The sequence below is a fragment of the Psychromonas sp. L1A2 genome (assembly GCF_009828855.1).
In the GTDB taxonomy this organism is placed as follows: Bacteria; Pseudomonadota; Gammaproteobacteria; order Enterobacterales; family Psychromonadaceae; genus Psychromonas.
This window is the reverse complement of the sequence record NZ_WUAG01000001.1, coordinates 680840-696950: the sequence shown is the minus strand read 5'-3', so window position 1 is coordinate 696950 and position 16111 is coordinate 680840. Positions and strand designations below refer to the sequence as shown.

Here is a 16111-nt window from a genome sequence, read left to right as displayed (position 1 = left end):
GTGATGTTATATCGTGAGACAGTCTACATCATATTCTTTAATGAACTACGGATAAGGGCTTCACAATCCATCCCTTCTTTATAAATTTGCTGTATGGTTTTTTCCGCTACAGCCGGTTTATACCCTAAAGCAATCAAAGCACTAATTGCTTCGTCTTTTGCATTGCCGCTTACAAATGTATTTTCGAAATCATTAGTTAATGACAATCTATCTGATTCTGGTGTTAATAAGTCACTTCCGCCCCAATTTTTCAGGCGATCTTTCATTTCAACCACTAAACGCTCGGCAGTTTTTTTACCAACACCAGGTAGCTTAACTAACGTAGTGACTGCATCGTTATTGATACACTGAACAAATTGATTCGCCGACATACCAGATAAAATAGCCAATGCGAGTTTAGGTCCAACACCATTTACTTTAATTAACTCTCGAAACATCGCACGTTCGTGTTTATCAGCAAAGCCATAAAGTAATTGTGCATCTTCTCGAACAACAAAATGAGTATAAACAATTGCTTCTTCACCTACTGCAGGTAGTGGATAAAAAGAGCTCATTGGTAATTGAATCTCATAACCGACGCCAGCCACATCCAATAAGATTTCAGGAGGCTGCTTTTCTAATAAAATACCACGTAATAATCCAATCATACTGTTCCCTGCTTTGTCATTAATGAACACAATCTATATAAGATAAAGACGAATATTAACAAGCATAAAAAACAACTGACTAAATATCCAGTACTTTATGCTAAGTTAGCTAATTTAAAGCATCTAGTTTGTTTATTTAAACCACTTAATCAGTTTATTTTCAAAAACAAAAAGTAATATTCCGGACCAAATACAGGCGAAGGTGAACATTTTAATGAATGAAATGGGTTCATCATAAAGTAGTACGGCAAATAAAAATAATAACGAAGGGGCTAAATACTGAAAAAATCCTAATGTCGATAAAGGCAACCGTAATGCAGCTTGCCCGAAAAATATTAAAGGCATTGCCGTGACAACACCTGCCAGTATTAACCATACATTGAGTGACCAATCATTATTAAATAAGTTAGACGTATCGCTATGTGTGATCACCATTAAATAAAATGCGGCAATCGGTAACACCACCATTGTTTCTAAAAACAATCCTGTGATTGCTTTCACTTTTACTTTTTTACGTAATAAACCATAAAATGCAAAACTAAATGGCAAGACTAAAGAAACCCAAGGTAATTCACCAAGTTGCCAAGCCTGTGCAGCTACGCCAATAAAGGCTAAGAACACTGCAAACCATTTTAAACGTGATAACCGCTCACTAAGAAAAACCAGCCCTAACATTACGTTCACAATAGGGTTAATAAAATAGCCTAAGCTCGCCTCTAGCATTTTTCCATTATTAATAGCCCAAATAAAAACTAACCAATTACAACTTATTAATAATGAGGTCATTGTTAGCATCAATAGACTTTTATATGAACGACAAACAGATATAACATTCGGCCAGTCTTTTAAATACGAAACTAATAAAGCAGTCACAACTACCGACCAAATAACACGATGAGCGAGAATTTCATAAACAGGAATAAAGCCTAAATGCTTAAAATAAAGGGGGGCAATGCCCCACATTAGATAAGCGCCCAATGCGTAAAAAATGCCTAACTGTGTCTCTGATAGTTTGTTCATAATTTCTCGATAAATAACCGATTAACACCCATTCATGGGTAATAATAGTTCGAAGCTATAGTCTATTTTAGGAAAGTCAACATTAGCGGAAACGCCCACGTACCGTTTTTTTAACTTGTCCAGCCATCGCAACTAGCGATTGTGCGGTATGAGCATGACATATTGCGACTGCTAGCCCATCTGCAGCATCTGCTTGTGGCCGGCCAGATAAGTTTAATATTTGCATGACCATTGATTGCACTTGCTCTTTGGTTGCCGCCCCAGTTCCAACAACAGCTTGTTTAATTTGTCGTGCCGAATACTCACACACGTAGAGATCAGATTGTGTCGCAGCGACAATCGCCGCTCCTCTTGCTTGACCCAGCTTTAATGCAGAATCAGGGTTTTTAGCCATAAACACTTGTTCGATAGCAAATTCAGAAGGATTATATTGTTGGATAATTTCAGCTATACCATTAAAGATCATATTAAGCTTAGGCGCGAGAGTGTCACCCTTAGTGCGGATACAGCCACTTGCAATATAAATACATTTACTGCCTTTTTGTTCAATCACTCCATATCCTGTTATCCGTGACCCAGGATCAATTCCTAAAATAATACTCAATGAAAACCCAACCTATTTAACACAAAACATTTTTATAATCTTCTTATTCATCAGTTAGTAAGCGCATTTTATTACTGCAAATTTAAAGATAATAAAAATATAAAAACGAAGCCAATATAGTGACTCAACAAAATGAAAAAAGCCACCTCATATAAGTAATCAAAAATGACTTAACAAAAGCTATTAAGAAAGCGAGTTAATCTTTTTTAACAAAGTAATGCTCTAAAAATCGATTGCATAACGCAGGGACGTTTTCTTCAGCTGATAAAACAAAGTCGACAAAAGCCTTTGCAATAGGCGATAAATGCTTACTTTCATGATGCACTAAAGACCAACTTCCTTGTAGTGGGAAGTTTTCAATACTTAACTCCACCAAAACACCTGCAGCTAACTCAAGCGTCACACTGTGCTGTGAAACAACTGAAATACCAAGATCGGCCATCACCGCCTGTTTAATCGTTTCGCTATTACCCAAGGTCATATTCACTTTTAACTGTATGTTATTGGCTTTTAATAACTGCTCAAAAGCTTTGCGTGTACCAGAACCTTGTTCTCGATGGATAAAAGCATGGTTAGCTAATTCAGTTAACGGAATATTCTTTTGTTTAGCTAAAGGATGTTGCGGGTTAGCAATCACGATGATCGGATTATCAACAAATGAATGTTTAGTTAATGCCATGGTTTCAGGCACGAGCCCCATAATCACTAAATCGTCTTTATTTTCTTGCAAACGTTGAATGATTTGCTCTCGATTAACAATATCAAGATGGAAGTTAACCTTAGGGTGTCGTTTATGAAATGCCCCAAGTAAATGTGGTGTAAAATATTTAGCGCTGGTCACTGCCGATAATCGAAAGTCTCCCGTTAGCTCACCTTTTAAACTACTTAATGTCATATCAATATTATCAAAACTAACAAACAGTTCATCACAAAATAATTTTAATTCTTTGCCTGCTGGTGTGAGATATAAATTTTTTCCAATTTTTTCAAATAAGAAAATATCTAAGTTATTTTCTAATTGTTTTAATTGAATGCTAACGGCGGGTTGAGACAAACCTAACTTATCTGCTGCTTTAGTATAATTCATGGAAACAGCAACTTGACGGAAAACTTTTAACTGATGAAGAGTAGCGCGCATAAACCTATCATTAACCTTTATTTATGGTAAAAATAAAATATATTAATTTTTATTAATGTAGTTTATCCTTTATTATCTGCAACATGTCAATAATAAGGAAAATTCAATGTTAGCTACTGATAAATTAATTGCAGGCTACCAACGCTTTCGTGAAGGATACTATAAAGATCATCAAGAGAAATTATCTAGATTATCCGAGGAAGGCCAATTCCCTAAAATAGCCATTGTTAGCTGTTCGGACTCTCGTGTAGAACCGACATTAATATTGGATTGTGAACCTGGCGACCTATTTGTTATTCGTAATGTGGCTAACTTAGTTCCGCCTTGTGAAAATGATGATAATTATCATGGTACCAGTGCGGCACTTGAATTTGCAGTGACAGGGCTAAAAGTAGAAAGCATTATTGTATTAGGCCATACACAATGCGGCGGTATAAAAGCATTGATGGATGGCGCAGGCCAAAAAGTAGATAAAAGCTTTATCTCAAAATGGATGATGCAGCTTGAAAATGTACGTGATGATATTATTGCAGATACAGAAGTTAAAGATAACCAAGAACGCTATGATTGCTGTGAAAAGAAAGGTATTCAACAATCACTAGAAAATTTAATGACGTTCCCGTGGATAAAAACACGAGTAGATGCTGGTGAACTAAAACTTCACGGTTGGCGTTATGACCTTTCTAGCTCTGAGTTATGTGCACTAGAAGAAAAAACAGGTCGCTTTTTTAAAATCAGTTAAATTAGTGCTACAACTTATGTAAAGAGCAGATCCGCTGCTCTTTACATATTTAATCGTAATCAAATGAATCGATTCAAAAAGACTTAATCGTCATAGCCATCATCGTAACCATATTCACTATCTGAGTCATACTCATCTTTATCAGCATTGATATATAAACCATTTTCTAGCTCTTCAAGACCAGCAGGCATCTGCATAACAAACTCATCAGCATCAACATCGAATGTTGCTACTACTTCAGGTAATTCATCAGTCTCAACATGAATGAAACGATATTGTTCACCCGATTGATTTGCATCTTCCCAAATGAAATCATCTGCGTCTAATGTAAATTCTTCTTCAGTATCTTCATTGCGAATTGCATAAAAACCCATTAATGCCATAACTCACTCTTCCTTATCAAAAACATTTAAAAATAAACTATCAATGTCTGATGGCAATTTTATGACATCATTCAACGATTTACCTTACACAACAATTTACCTATATAAAAGCCTATCCCATAACCTATTCGAATACTTACTCTGTCTATCCGGAGATTATTTTGTGTTCTACACAATAAACGTTACTGTCTGCTTACTTGACAAAGCAGCAACAGATTAAAACATAAGTGATATTGTACTAAAATATGTTAGGCAATCATTCTGTCAAAAAATGAATGGATAATACAAACTATATTTTAAAAGGTTATCAATTTATTAATATTAACCGCTTAATCAACAACCTTGCCTCTTAATGCTTTGTTATTACCATTACGTTTTTTATCATCCACACGGCGCTTTTTGGCATTACGAGAAGGTTGTGTTGCTTTTCGAGATTTTTGAATTTTCACTGCACTTAAAATGAGTTCTTTTAATCGACTTAATGCTTCATCGCGATTTTTTTCTTGAGTACGATGTACCTGTGCTTTAAGTACGATCACACCATCTTCAGTAATACGATGATCGGATAAAGCTAACAAACGTTGTTTATAAAACTCAGGTAACGTAGAGCTTTTAACGTCGAAACGTAAATGTATCGCTGAATTAACTTTATTAACGTTCTGTCCACCAGCCCCTTGAGCACGAATAGCGGTTAATTGTAACTGCCAATCGGCAATAATTACCCCTGCAGATATTTGTAATGGCATTAAGACTTATTCTCCTTGATCGGATCTAGGTAATGTTTTTGATAGATATCTGCTGGCATATTTGAAATTTGAAAATCAACCATCTTATTGAACACGGCTAGTAATGGAATATATTTATCTGTGTCATTAGAGAGCTCAGATAATAAATAATACCCAGCTTCAACGGTCGATAAACCATCTTCTCTTGGTGATTTACGAAGTCGATAATTACTTTTATTTTCAATGTTAATCATGACTTTAGGTAAACGCTGTAAAAACGGATTGGTCATTAACAATTTGTACGCTTTTTTCCAGCTACCATCGAGTAAAATGAACTGTGAATCTTTATTAATTTTTTGAGTTTGTTGTAACTCACTAATTGTACTGGCTTGCTCATCAGGAAAAACTAAGAATGTATTATTTAAATCAAACATAGAAGCGTCAAAAGAATGTCCAATAGTTAACTTCACCTTAGATAATGATAAATCGAGGATACGTGCTGTACCAATCGCTTTGTTTTGTTCACTCGGATCTTGCAAAATATGTAAAAAGTGTTGATTATCAAGCGAACAAATCGATGTACAAATACACGCAGATAATGCTTTGTTACACTGATTACAAAATGCTCTTTTACTCATGACTTGTTTCAACTTCTTTTAAGGTTTTTAAATGCGCGCTGTATTAACCCATACTGTTATTATTTTGACGCTCAGTACACTGCTCTTTGTTTTCCAACCAGACAGCCATCAATGGCTTGCATATTATCACAGCGCAGTTGAAAAGGGCCAATTGTGGCGATTAGTCACAGCTCATTTTTGCCATACTAACGGCTACCACCTGCTACTTAACGGTATCGGCTTAGTCGTTGTTGTTTCGTTATTTTTTGACACCTTCAAAAAACAACGTTTATTACCACTTCTATTATTCAGTGCTGTATTTATTAGTTTATGCTTATTTTTTATTGAGCCAACAACACAGGGCTATGTTGGTCTCTCTGGTGTATTACATAGTTTGTTTGCATTCGGTGTGTGTGATGAACTGAGAAAGAAAGATAAATGGGGAATCATCTTAGGTGTTGGGTTTATCGCAAAAATAGCTTTTGAGCAATTTAATGGGCCATCAGCGAGTACTGAATCATTAATTGGTGCAACGGTATTAATTAATGCACATTTATACGGTGCGATTGCAGGTGTACTTTATTACTTATGTGCTCAAGTTTGGCGTTTTAGTAAAGCTAAGTACTTATGATCTGAATCCAATTCATATAAAGAATAATTAAATAAAAATAAGTTAATCAATCCCAATGGATTACCAACAAACGACTAAAAATAAAAAAGGTAGCCGAAGCTACCTTTAAATGGCTGAACAAGGAGATCATGAGAGTAAAACCAAGAATACTCAGCCACCTAACTTATTCAATAAAAACTTATAAATCGTTAATACTAAATTATTGTTGTAACAACGATAGTACGTTTTGAGTACTTGCGTTTGCTTGCGACAATATTGATGTTCCAGCCTGCTGTAATATCTGCGCTTTACTCATATTCGATGTTTCAGCTGCAAAATCAGCATCTTGAATACGAGAGTTTGAAGCAGATAAATTTTGCGATACATTTTCTAAATTAGAAATGGTTGAATCTAAACGGTTTTGAATGGCACCTAAATTAGCACGTGATGCCGAGATGGTATCTAAGGCTGCATCAACTTTATTAATAGTATTTGATGCACTCTCAAACGTTGAGACATTAGTACCTAGTGAATCAATCACTTTACCGCCCATTTCTAATCCAGCAGTGAACCCCATTGCAGTCATTGCAGTAGTACGCTCGGCTTGAGTGCCTGCATTAGACGATATTTCAACACCTCTTCCTGGCTCTGCTGAGTAAGTACTGCCTGTTAGTTTTACGCCTGTTTGATCAGAGTAAGAGTTGATATAATCTTTAAAAACTGCTGTTGAAGGAGGAGTTGGGATATCAACGCCATTAATCGTTATAGCAGCCCCTGCGACAAAAGCAGTAGGATTCGCATTTGCTACAACAGAATCAGCACCATTAGCAGCGACAAATCCCATCGTCGCAATGTCGGTCCCAGTAACTGCGATAGGGCTATTATCTTCACTATCTAAAGCAAGGTAACCACCATAAATACCTGTAGCTATACCTGACTCACCTGTCGTTCCGTCGATAGTAATTGTTTGACCAGTATCATTGGTCATGATGAGTTCACCATCATCTCCTTTAGACGCAATAACGCCTTCGACATCACGGTTAATCGTCTCAACAAGATTATCCATAGAAGAGGTCGCAGGTAATGTTACTGCACCACTATCACCTACTTGCACAGTCATTAGACCCGTTGTAATACCAGTCACACTAGTACTTTCGTGATCTCCTTGTATAACGTTATATGCACTTGCTGTTACACCGGTTTCGGCTGATGTTAAATTGATTGCCTTAGCAATTTCCGGAGCGGTATCATCCGCAGGTTTAGGAATCGCGACACCATTAATTGCAGCAAGAGTGTCATCATCACCAGTAAGCGAAACCCCCGTATTAACACGCCCACCGTTTAAATCCGTTTTATTTAAACCTCCGTTTAACCCCAGGTCATTTGCGGTTACAGAAGCAATTTCAAATGTTAGTGTTTGACCTGAATTAGCACCAATTTGCAGCGTTGTTGACCCTGATGACCCATCTAATAATTTTTTACCATTAAATTCTGTTGTTTCTGCGATACGATCGAGTTCGCTATGTAATTGGTCGACTTCTTCTTGAATCGCGATTCTATTTTCAGAAGAGTTTGTATCATTTGCTGATTGCACCGATAGTTCACGCATACGTTGTAAGATATTTGTCATTTCATCCATCGCGCCTTCAGCTGTTTGCGCCATTGAAATACCGTCATTTGAATTACGTACCGCTTGGGTTAAGCCAGTAATTTGTGATTGCATTGAAGTTGAAATTGCAAGGCCTGCTGCATCATCTTTCGCACTGTTAATACGAAGACCCGATGATAAACGTTCCATTGCCTCATTTTGCATTGATTGCGATTTATTAAGCTGACGCTGTGCATTCAACGACATTATATTTGTATTAATAACTTGAGCCATGATGTGTTCCTTTTATCTCTTGGTAATCCTAGTTAGGAAAATGTGGCAATTGAACTAAACAGTTATTTATTGCCGTCAAATTTTACTCTCAACAATAATAATGCGATTAATGTGCCAACTTTAAAATTAAATTTAACACTTAATAATCAAAAGCTTAAAATCAAAAAAAGAGTCATAAAAATGCCTTTCTTTATTTTTTAAGGTTAATTTTTTATAAGCACAAAAAAAGAGGCAATAAATTGCCTCTTTTTTTGAGTCGATTAAACCTATTGATAAGTTATGGTGATAAATACAAATAAGCTTAAATTAAATTAAATAAACTTAACTGCTGTAACTGAACGAAGGTTTGTTGTGACACTTCCAACATGCTGTATTCCTGTTGGTATTCACTGATTGCGGCAGCCATATCTAAATCTTCTAAATTAGACAGCGTTCTTTGAATAGTTAAATTAAAATCTAAGGTTGATTCATACTGGTTATCAATGGTTCTTAAACGTGCGCCTACCGAGCTTTGTGTGCCAGTAACGTTATCTAATGCACCATCAATTTGTAATAAAGACATGCTAAAGGCTGTATTTCTTTGTGCTTCTGCCGTTTGATCTGTTCCGGGAATGCGTAATGCATCAATAGCACTTTGAATAGTAGCAAAGATGTCTTTTTCTTCACTCTGGCGTAACGTAAAAGCATCTCCATCTTCAACTTCACCTTTCACTTGTGTTTTAATACCATTAAATGAGATTGCTTGATCTTCTTCATAAGTTGTTGGTGCTACAAATTGAGTGAATTCAAAACTATCACCGTCTTTTGGTAGGCCATCAACTTCAATAGCAATACCATTAATAGTTAGTGTTTGAGCTTCTGCATTGTCTCCATCGTAAATTGAAGATGATAGCTGTCCATTTACTTCGATATAAAATTGATTGGTATCTGCTCCAGTTTCTATAAAGTTAATAGCAACAGGTCCATTGATTGCAGGGTTAACACTATCTATACCTGCGCCATCTAAATCAACACCACTAATACTAATATTGGCACTCCCTGATACAGCCGTTTCTTTTAAACCGTAAACAGAATATTCAGGGCCATCGCCCGTATCATTAATGGCAATAGTATAATCCTGGTCAAGAAAATCACGCGCTGCATTCTCATCGACAATATTACCCGCACTAATAACGCCCGCACCGGTATTGTTTGCGCTAAGCTCCGAAACAAAAGTGCCATTACCTTCAGCAACTTCCATAAATATTTTAGAACCAGAGTCATTGGCTTGAACTAAAACACCAGCGCCAATTCGATAATCTTTCTCACCACTATCACCATGATACTCTACCTCTCCAAATTCATTTTTTTGAAACGGCTGTGTATCAACTTCATAACCAGCATAAATAAATTGATTATTACCATCTTTGGTATTCGCGACTCCCATCAATTCATCACGCAAACTTTCTAATTCAATAGCAACGGCATTACGGTTTGATTCATTCAGGGTTCCATTACTACCACTGACCATTAATTCTCGTACACGTTGCAAAATATAAGTACTTTGAGTTAATGCAGTGTCAGACAATTCATTTGCTGATTGGGCTGTTTCACCATTACTTATATATTGTTCGCCAATCGATAAGTCTTGTTTTAAACGTTGAATAGTAGCAATAGCAACAGGGTCATCACTACCATTCATTACACGTATAGTGCTTGATAGGTGTAGATTTTTTTCACTCAATGAGGCTTGTTGCTCCATCATTGAGCTAGTATTACGCATAAAAAACGTTTGTGATGAAATTCGCATACTGTCTCTCTTATTTCTTTTGAGCTTACGCCCCTCTATGCTTATAAAAGCAAGAATCACACCAATAAATAGTCGCCAATAAAAATTAAAGGGTTAACGTGAGGCTTGTAATAAGCTTTCAAAAATTTCATTCGCTACCGTAATAACTCGCGCTGCTGCACTATAATATTGTTGGTACATTAATAAATTAGCCGCTTCTTCATCCATATTCACACCACTTAAACTTTGAATTCGCTCAAAAGACTGATCTTTTAAAATGGATGCTGATTGCATAGCAACATCTGCATTAGCTGTTTTCGCACCAATTTCAGATAACATATTGTTATAAATATCCTGAAAGCTTGATTTATTTCCGTTCATTATTTTAGCGCTTTGTAAATCAGTAATAGCTAACATATTACGGTTATCACCGTCTCCTGTTTCATTAAAGCTTAAAATAATTTCGTCATTTACAGCGGGAAATCCAGACTTCATTTCTACTTCAACACCACCAGCAATAAATGTGGCTTTACCAGTGAGCGGATCAACAGGAGTGGTGAGTTCCGTTGTATTAACTTGAATACCGTCTTTATCAAATAGGTTATAAGCGATCTCACTATCTGTGGTATTCGCTGATATTCTAATAGTGAGTGGATTCTCTTCATCCATATAATTGTTATCAGATTTATTACTGATTGTGCTGACACGAAACTCAGCTGTACCAGTATTATCTGAATTTAAAGACGCTTTAATTTCAGCATCGGCCGCAGCTATTTTTTCTGCGTCATTTTCTAAAACGACTGCTTCCTTCGCACCATTACGAGTTGGGCGTAGCGTAAATTCTTTACCTTCTTCTAAAGGTTGGGTTATCGAATCAATGCCAATACTTATTCCAGCACCAGGAATAGCGACACGCGCCTCAGTTGATAGGTCATCAATAGAAACCTCTTGAGACAACCCAGTTGTATTATTAGTCACAGTAAATGAAAGCGTGCTACCTGCTGTATATTCACTTACTTTTAATGTAAATTCATCGGCAGACAATTCACTTAAGTCGTCAATACGAACACTCAATGTAGCTTTACCTAATCCATCATCGTGACTTAAAACACGATTTTGCATTGATTCAGTACTATTAATATCATTAAAAATATCAGCACCGATTTCTCCGTTTAATGTTTGACCTTCTTTTTGTTGCTCGTTAATCGCGTGAGTCAAACCAATGACACTCTGCCCTAATTGATTCATTGCTACTTCAATATCATTATCCCGACTATTAAATAAAGCACCGACTCCCCCACCTAATTTATTGCCATTAATCGCGGTAGATTGCCCATTAAAATTTAAAGCTAATTCTTTACGCGTAAGATCTGGATCACCATCGACAGCAATAACCGATTGGGAAACAGTTCCCATGACTAACCCTTGTCCACTACCAATATAAATATTTACCATGTTATTATCAGCGGCAACGACTGACGTGTTTACATATTCACTTAACTCGGTAATAGCGAGGTTTCGCTTATCCAATAAATCATTTGCATCACCACCACTTGCAGAACCTGTCACAATAGATATTTGAGAATTCAAGCTAGCAATACTTTGTGCTAACTCCGTAATCACATCAGCTGAATTATCAATTTCAGCATTAACGCTTTCGTATTGTGTTTCTAAATGGCTATAAAGCGTATTGTATTGATTGACCATACTAGAAGCATCTTGTAGAAATACGTTCCGAGCTTCCAGTAAGCTTGGATTATCCGCAATGCTACTTAAAGAAGAAAACATATTTAAAACTGATGTTGTTGCTGACGTGTTATCACTCGATAATAATAAATCCATTTGATTTGCTTGCGTATAAGTTTGTTCATAATAGGCATAGCTTGATGTATTGATTACATTTTCAGTAAAAGCAAACTGATCGTAAGCTCGGTCAATACTCGTCACTACAGAACCACTTCCAATAAAGTTTGTACTTAATCGTTGTGCGCCAGCGGCAGAAGTATCAACAGTTTGACGAGAGTAGCCTTCTGTACTTACATTACTAATATTGTGACTGGTTGTAGTGAGGCTTGCTTGTGAGCTATAAATCCCCGAAAGTCCAATTTGTAATAGATCAGCCATTATTATCTCCCGCAACAACTGATTGGAAGCTATTGCTATTCATAATTTGTTTAATTTTTTCTGCATATTTAGGATCTGTTGCATAGCCCGCCTGCTGTAATTCCTCAACATAACGCTCCGCGTTATCACCTTGCTGTAAAGCTTGCTCATAACGTTTATTATTACTAATGAAATCAGTGTAATCTTTAAAGCTTTCTTGTAGACCTTGATAAACACGAAAGTTTGAACGTCGCTGTACTCCGACTCCGTCTTCAACTTCTAAACTACTTTTATTAACGCTCTCACCTTCCCAACCACCATGTGATTTGATATTAAAAAGATTAAAGCTACTTTCTTGGCCTGGAGTTTGTAAGATTTTCTTCCCCCACCCTGTCTCTAATGCTGATTGAGCAACCAAAACCTCTGGCGATACACCCAATGCTTTAGCTGCTTTTTTAGCATAAGGTAATAAAGTTTGAATAAATGAAGAGGGAGAACTAAAGTCGATTTTTTGTCCTTCTGCTGCAACATTTACAGCAGGGCTTTCGACTCTACCTTTAACTGTACTTTGATTTAATTGATATTGAGTTTGCGGTGAGCTTTGTACTTGATCAGGCGCTTTAAAATTATTATTAATAACTTCAGGCTGTAAACTTAACATCTGTTTATCTTCATGATTAGGCATAGTTAATTGGTTTTGATCAATCGACTTAGGACGTACCATTGAAGTAGGGTCTAATTGCCTAACTAATGCATCAGCTAAACCTAAGGTTCCATGACGACTAATATCTACCGCTAACTGCTTATCTTGCATATCCGTATAAAATTTTGTTTGCTGGTTATTAAAAGGGCTTTCTGTTTCAAATGCTTCATTCGCTTGTCGCATTGATTTAATCAACATACTCGCAAACATTGACTCAAATTGATTCGCAACTTCTCGAATCGTTTCTTTGTCATTTGTTTTAGTTTTTTGACGCAACTGCTCCAACCCTTGTAGATCAAAGTAGTTACTTGCCTGCGTTACTGTTTGATTGCTCATTAACAACCCCTATTATTACCATTACATAGATAAAGCAAAATAAGTGCCAGAAGTTAACAAAAGGAAGATAAGTTGTTATTTCCTGATTAATAATAAAGGAGTGGTAGTTTTTGCAGTAAAATGTGGGCGCATCAAGTAGAATGCCTGCGATTTTTGCCCTACACCTCTCATCTATCTATAAATTTATAAGGAATAAATATGCTTAACCCAGTTTTACTGGCGGTATGTCTGATGCTAATACTGTCAATGATGCGAATAAACGTAGTGATTGCACTAACCCTGAGTGCACTAGTAGGCGGTTTAACAGCTGGTTTATCATTACCTGATACGATTTCAGCTTTTGAAAGTGGTTTAGGTGGTGGTGCAACGATTGCTTTAAGTTATGCAATGTTAGGTGCTTTTGCAGTAGCGATTTCTAAGTCTGGTATCACTGATTTATTATCTCAAGCCATCATTAAGCGTCTAAACGGTAAACAAACACAGCAAACCTCTACCGCTATAAAATATACTGTTTTCACGGTTATTTTATTAATGACCATTTCATCACAGAATATTATTCCTGTTCATATTGCTTTTATCCCTATTTTAATTCCACCTTTACTCGGTGTATTTAATAAATTACGTGTTGATAGACGCTTAACTGCTTGTATTTTAACTTTTGGTTTAGTTACTCCTTATATGGTTTTACCGATTGGGTTTGGTGGTATTTTCTTAAATAATATTTTATTAAAGAATTTACATGACAATGGTTTAGACGTAACAGCAAACCAAGTAACAAGCGCAATGATTTTGCCTGCGTTAGGTATGGTTGTTGGTTTATTAATCGCGGTGCTAATTAGTTACCGTAAACCGCGTGTTTACCAAGAAAAGACTGAGAACACTGCGGCAGCTGAATTTAAAGCATTAAATAAACGTCATATAATTGTCGCCTTGATTTCTATTGTTGCAACGTTAACAGTTCAATTAATGACGGGGTCAATGATAGTAGGCGCATTAGCAGGCTTTATTGTCTTTACACTAGGCGGTGTCATTGCATGGAAAGAAACACATGATGTATTCACTAAAGGTGTACACATGATGGCGATGATTGGTTTTATTATGATTGCAGCAGCAGGATTTGCAGCTGTGATGAAAGCGACAGGTAGCGTCGATACATTAGTTCAAGCATTATCTTCAGGTATCGGTGAGAATAAATCATTAGCAGCCCTATTAATGCTGGTCATTGGTTTATTGGTTACGATGGGTATTGGTTCATCTTTTTCAACAATTCCAATTATTGCGACGATTTATGTACCGCTTGCTATCGCCTTTGGTTTCTCACCTATGGCAATTATTGCCTTAGTGGGTACCGCTGCCGCATTAGGTGATGCCGGTTCACCAGCATCAGATTCAACACTGGGTCCAACATCTGGGCTTAATGCAGATGGGGAGCATGATCATATTAGAGATACAGTGATTCCAACTTTCTTACATTACAATCTGCCATTGATTGCATTTGGTTGGATAGCTGCCATGTCGTTATAAAGAGAATTAATAACCTCTCTATTTTATATCAGATATATTCCATATATAGATCTAAAACATGTACTTTTTAGAGACTCTGTCTCTTAGTATAAAAAATAACAAAAAGGGAAAACCATCGGCTTTCCCTTTGTTACACTTATTAATTCAGCGATGGCTAAGCGAGCAGTAAAATCAACGATCTTATTAGATAATGATTAATTCACCTTGTAATGCACCCGCTTGTTTTAACGCTTCTAAAATTGCCATTAAATCCCCAGGTGCTAATCCTACTTCGTTAACTGCTCTCACGAGATCATTTAGGTTAATACCAGGATCGAACCGGAACATACGACTGTCTTCTTGAGTGATGTTAATAGTAGTGTTATCAACCACTTCTGTATCACCATTAGCAAACGCATTAGGTTGAGATACTTCTTTATTTTCACTAATAGTGACACTAATTCCACCATGTGTAATCGCCGTCGGTAACAAACGAACATCTTGTCCTATTACTATGGTGCCAGTACGAGAATTAACAATAATTTTTGCACTTGCTCTTGCAGGCTGAAACTCTAAATTTTCTAGTGTTGATAAATACGATACTCGTTGCGATATATTACGGGGAGCGAGTACACTGACAGAAGTAGCATCCAATAAACTTGCTGTATTTGGCCCCACTAAATTATTAATCGTATCTGCCATTATTTTTGCAGTAGTAAAGTCAGATTCATGCAAATTAAAGGTAATAGTATCACCTTGTGAGAAGGGTGAAATAACTTCACGCTCAACAATCGCACCGTTAGATATGCGCCCTACCGTAGGTGTATTAATAACCACTTTAGAACCATCAGCACCTTCTGCACCTAAGCCTCCAACAACTAAACTACCTTGCGCTAATGCATAAACTTTACCGTCGACTCCCTTTAAGAAAGTTTGTAATAATTCACCACCACGTAAGCTTTTAGCTTCACCAATAGCTGACACAGTAATGTCAATTTTCTGACCTCGTTTTGTAAATGCTTTTAGTTCTGCAGTAATAGCAACAGGCGCTACATTTTTAATATTTAAGCTTTGCCCTTGTGGAATGTTAATACCAAAGTTTCTTAACATAGTTGCAAATGCTTGCTCAGTAAATTTACTGCTTTTTTCTCCAGTACCGGGTAACCCCACCACTAAGCCATAACCTACTAATTGGTTACTACGAACACCTTGTACACTTGCAATGTCTTTAATACGTGCCGCCTCAGCAGCATTAACAAATAAAACAAACGCTAAAACAAGGCATATGGTGAAAAAGGGTTGTACTATTTTACTTAATGATAATGGCATA

Annotated in this window: 15 protein-coding genes; 3 read left to right on the top strand and 12 right to left on the bottom strand. The window is 36.6% G+C overall.

Annotated elements, in window-relative coordinates; all coding sequences use genetic code 11:
- Positions 1–23: 23 nt before the first annotated feature.
- The 4 genes from ruvA to GQR59_RS03040 form a co-directional block, all read right to left on the bottom strand.
- Positions 24–647 carry a Holliday junction branch migration protein RuvA gene (gene ruvA / locus GQR59_RS03055; protein ID WP_160060660.1) on the bottom strand — a complete coding sequence of 208 codons (624 nt, stop codon included), beginning with the start codon at positions 645–647 and terminating at the stop codon, positions 24–26.
- A 132-nt stretch (positions 648–779) separates the two neighbouring features.
- A complete protein-coding gene (gene rarD, locus GQR59_RS03050; RefSeq protein ID WP_160060659.1) occupies positions 780–1667 on the bottom strand; it encodes an EamA family transporter RarD in 888 nt (295 codons plus the stop codon).
- Positions 1668–1749: 82 nt separating this feature from the next.
- Complete coding sequence (gene ruvC, locus GQR59_RS03045; RefSeq protein WP_160060658.1) at positions 1750–2271, bottom strand: crossover junction endodeoxyribonuclease RuvC; 522 nt, start codon at positions 2269–2271, stop codon at positions 1750–1752.
- 196 nt (positions 2272–2467) lie between these two features.
- Complete coding sequence (locus tag GQR59_RS03040; protein WP_160060657.1) at positions 2468–3409, bottom strand: LysR family transcriptional regulator; 942 nt, start codon at positions 3407–3409, stop codon at positions 2468–2470.
- 106 nt (positions 3410–3515) lie between these two features.
- Here GQR59_RS03040 and GQR59_RS03035 point away from each other — a divergent pair, with 106 nt between their 5' ends.
- On the top strand, positions 3516–4151 hold the full coding sequence (locus tag GQR59_RS03035; RefSeq protein WP_160060656.1) for a carbonic anhydrase: 636 nt from the start codon (positions 3516–3518) through the stop codon (positions 4149–4151).
- Between the two features lie 83 nt (positions 4152–4234).
- Here GQR59_RS03035 and GQR59_RS03030 read toward each other — a convergent pair whose 3' ends face one another.
- The 3 genes from GQR59_RS03030 to GQR59_RS03020 form a co-directional block, all read right to left on the bottom strand.
- On the bottom strand, positions 4235–4534 hold the full coding sequence (locus tag GQR59_RS03030) for a hypothetical protein (protein ID WP_160060655.1): 300 nt from the start codon (positions 4532–4534) through the stop codon (positions 4235–4237).
- A gap of 329 nt (positions 4535–4863) precedes the next feature.
- On the bottom strand, positions 4864–5280 hold the full coding sequence (arfB, locus tag GQR59_RS03025; protein WP_025562521.1) for an alternative ribosome rescue aminoacyl-tRNA hydrolase ArfB: 417 nt from the start codon (positions 5278–5280) through the stop codon (positions 4864–4866).
- Positions 5280–5897, bottom strand: coding sequence for a tRNA-uridine aminocarboxypropyltransferase (locus tag GQR59_RS03020; RefSeq protein ID WP_160060654.1), 618 nt, complete (start codon positions 5895–5897; stop codon positions 5280–5282). The genes arfB and GQR59_RS03020 overlap by 1 nt, the downstream gene beginning before the upstream one ends.
- A 31-nt stretch (positions 5898–5928) precedes the next feature.
- On the opposite strand from GQR59_RS03020, the gene rrtA reads away from it, so the two are divergent.
- Positions 5929–6507 (top strand): rhombosortase, encoded by a 579-nt coding sequence (rrtA, locus tag GQR59_RS03015; RefSeq protein ID WP_160060653.1) that lies wholly within the window; start codon positions 5929–5931, stop codon positions 6505–6507.
- Between the two features lie 199 nt (positions 6508–6706).
- Here rrtA and GQR59_RS18890 read toward each other — a convergent pair whose 3' ends face one another.
- From GQR59_RS18890 to flgJ, 4 genes are all read right to left on the bottom strand, one after another.
- A complete protein-coding gene (locus GQR59_RS18890) occupies positions 6707–8368 on the bottom strand; it encodes a flagellin N-terminal helical domain-containing protein (RefSeq protein WP_160060652.1) in 1662 nt (553 codons plus the stop codon).
- A 301-nt stretch (positions 8369–8669) separates the two neighbouring features.
- Positions 8670–10157 carry a flagellar hook-associated protein FlgL gene (gene flgL, locus GQR59_RS03005; protein ID WP_160060651.1) on the bottom strand — a complete coding sequence of 496 codons (1488 nt, stop codon included), beginning with the start codon at positions 10155–10157 and terminating at the stop codon, positions 8670–8672.
- A gap of 93 nt (positions 10158–10250) precedes the next feature.
- The gene (flgK, locus tag GQR59_RS03000; protein WP_160060650.1) at positions 10251–12260 is read right to left on the bottom strand and encodes a flagellar hook-associated protein FlgK; all 2010 of its coding nucleotides are present in this window, start codon (positions 12258–12260) and stop codon (positions 10251–10253) included.
- Positions 12253–13278, bottom strand: a complete 1026-nt coding sequence (gene flgJ, locus GQR59_RS02995) for a flagellar assembly peptidoglycan hydrolase FlgJ (RefSeq protein WP_160060649.1) — start codon at positions 13276–13278, stop codon at positions 12253–12255. Before flgJ ends, flgK begins: the two co-directional genes overlap by 8 nt.
- Before the next feature lie 198 nt (positions 13279–13476).
- Between flgJ and GQR59_RS02990 the strand changes: the two genes are divergently transcribed.
- Entirely contained in the window at positions 13477–14802 is a 1326-nt protein-coding gene (locus tag GQR59_RS02990; protein ID WP_160060648.1) for a Na+/H+ antiporter family protein, read from the top strand.
- 183 nt (positions 14803–14985) lie between these two features.
- On the opposite strand, the gene GQR59_RS02985 is transcribed toward GQR59_RS02990, so the two are convergent.
- Positions 14986–16110, bottom strand: coding sequence for a flagellar basal body P-ring protein FlgI (locus tag GQR59_RS02985; RefSeq protein WP_160060647.1), 1125 nt, complete (start codon positions 16108–16110; stop codon positions 14986–14988).
- Between the last annotated feature and the right edge of the window lies 1 nt (position 16111).

Bases quoted from the DNA above. Each gene is read 5' to 3' on its own strand.
- ruvA (WP_160060660.1), bottom strand. From the start codon at position 647: ATGATTGGATTATTACGTGGTATTTTATTAGAAAAGCAGCCTCCTGAA.
- rarD (WP_160060659.1), bottom strand. From the start codon at position 1,667: ATGAACAAACTATCAGAGACACAGTTAGGCATTTTTTACGCATTGGGC.
- GQR59_RS03040 (WP_160060657.1), bottom strand. From the start codon at position 3,409: ATGCGCGCTACTCTTCATCAGTTAAAAGTTTTCCGTCAAGTTGCTGTT.
- GQR59_RS03035 (WP_160060656.1), top strand. From the start codon at position 3,516: ATGTTAGCTACTGATAAATTAATTGCAGGCTACCAACGCTTTCGTGAA.
- GQR59_RS03030 (WP_160060655.1), bottom strand. From the start codon at position 4,534: ATGGCATTAATGGGTTTTTATGCAATTCGCAATGAAGATACTGAAGAA.
- arfB (WP_025562521.1), bottom strand. From the start codon at position 5,280: ATGCCATTACAAATATCTGCAGGGGTAATTATTGCCGATTGGCAGTTA.
- GQR59_RS03020 (WP_160060654.1), bottom strand. From the start codon at position 5,897: ATGAGTAAAAGAGCATTTTGTAATCAGTGTAACAAAGCATTATCTGCG.
- rrtA (WP_160060653.1), top strand. From the start codon at position 5,929: ATGCGCGCTGTATTAACCCATACTGTTATTATTTTGACGCTCAGTACA.
- GQR59_RS18890 (WP_160060652.1), bottom strand. From the start codon at position 8,368: ATGGCTCAAGTTATTAATACAAATATAATGTCGTTGAATGCACAGCGT.
- flgL (WP_160060651.1), bottom strand. From the start codon at position 10,157: ATGCGAATTTCATCACAAACGTTTTTTATGCGTAATACTAGCTCAATG.
- flgK (WP_160060650.1), bottom strand. From the start codon at position 12,260: ATGGCTGATCTATTACAAATTGGACTTTCGGGGATTTATAGCTCACAA.
- flgJ (WP_160060649.1), bottom strand. From the start codon at position 13,278: ATGAGCAATCAAACAGTAACGCAGGCAAGTAACTACTTTGATCTACAA.
- GQR59_RS02990 (WP_160060648.1), top strand. From the start codon at position 13,477: ATGCTTAACCCAGTTTTACTGGCGGTATGTCTGATGCTAATACTGTCA.
- GQR59_RS02985 (WP_160060647.1), bottom strand. From the start codon at position 16,110: ATGCCATTATCATTAAGTAAAATAGTACAACCCTTTTTCACCATATGC.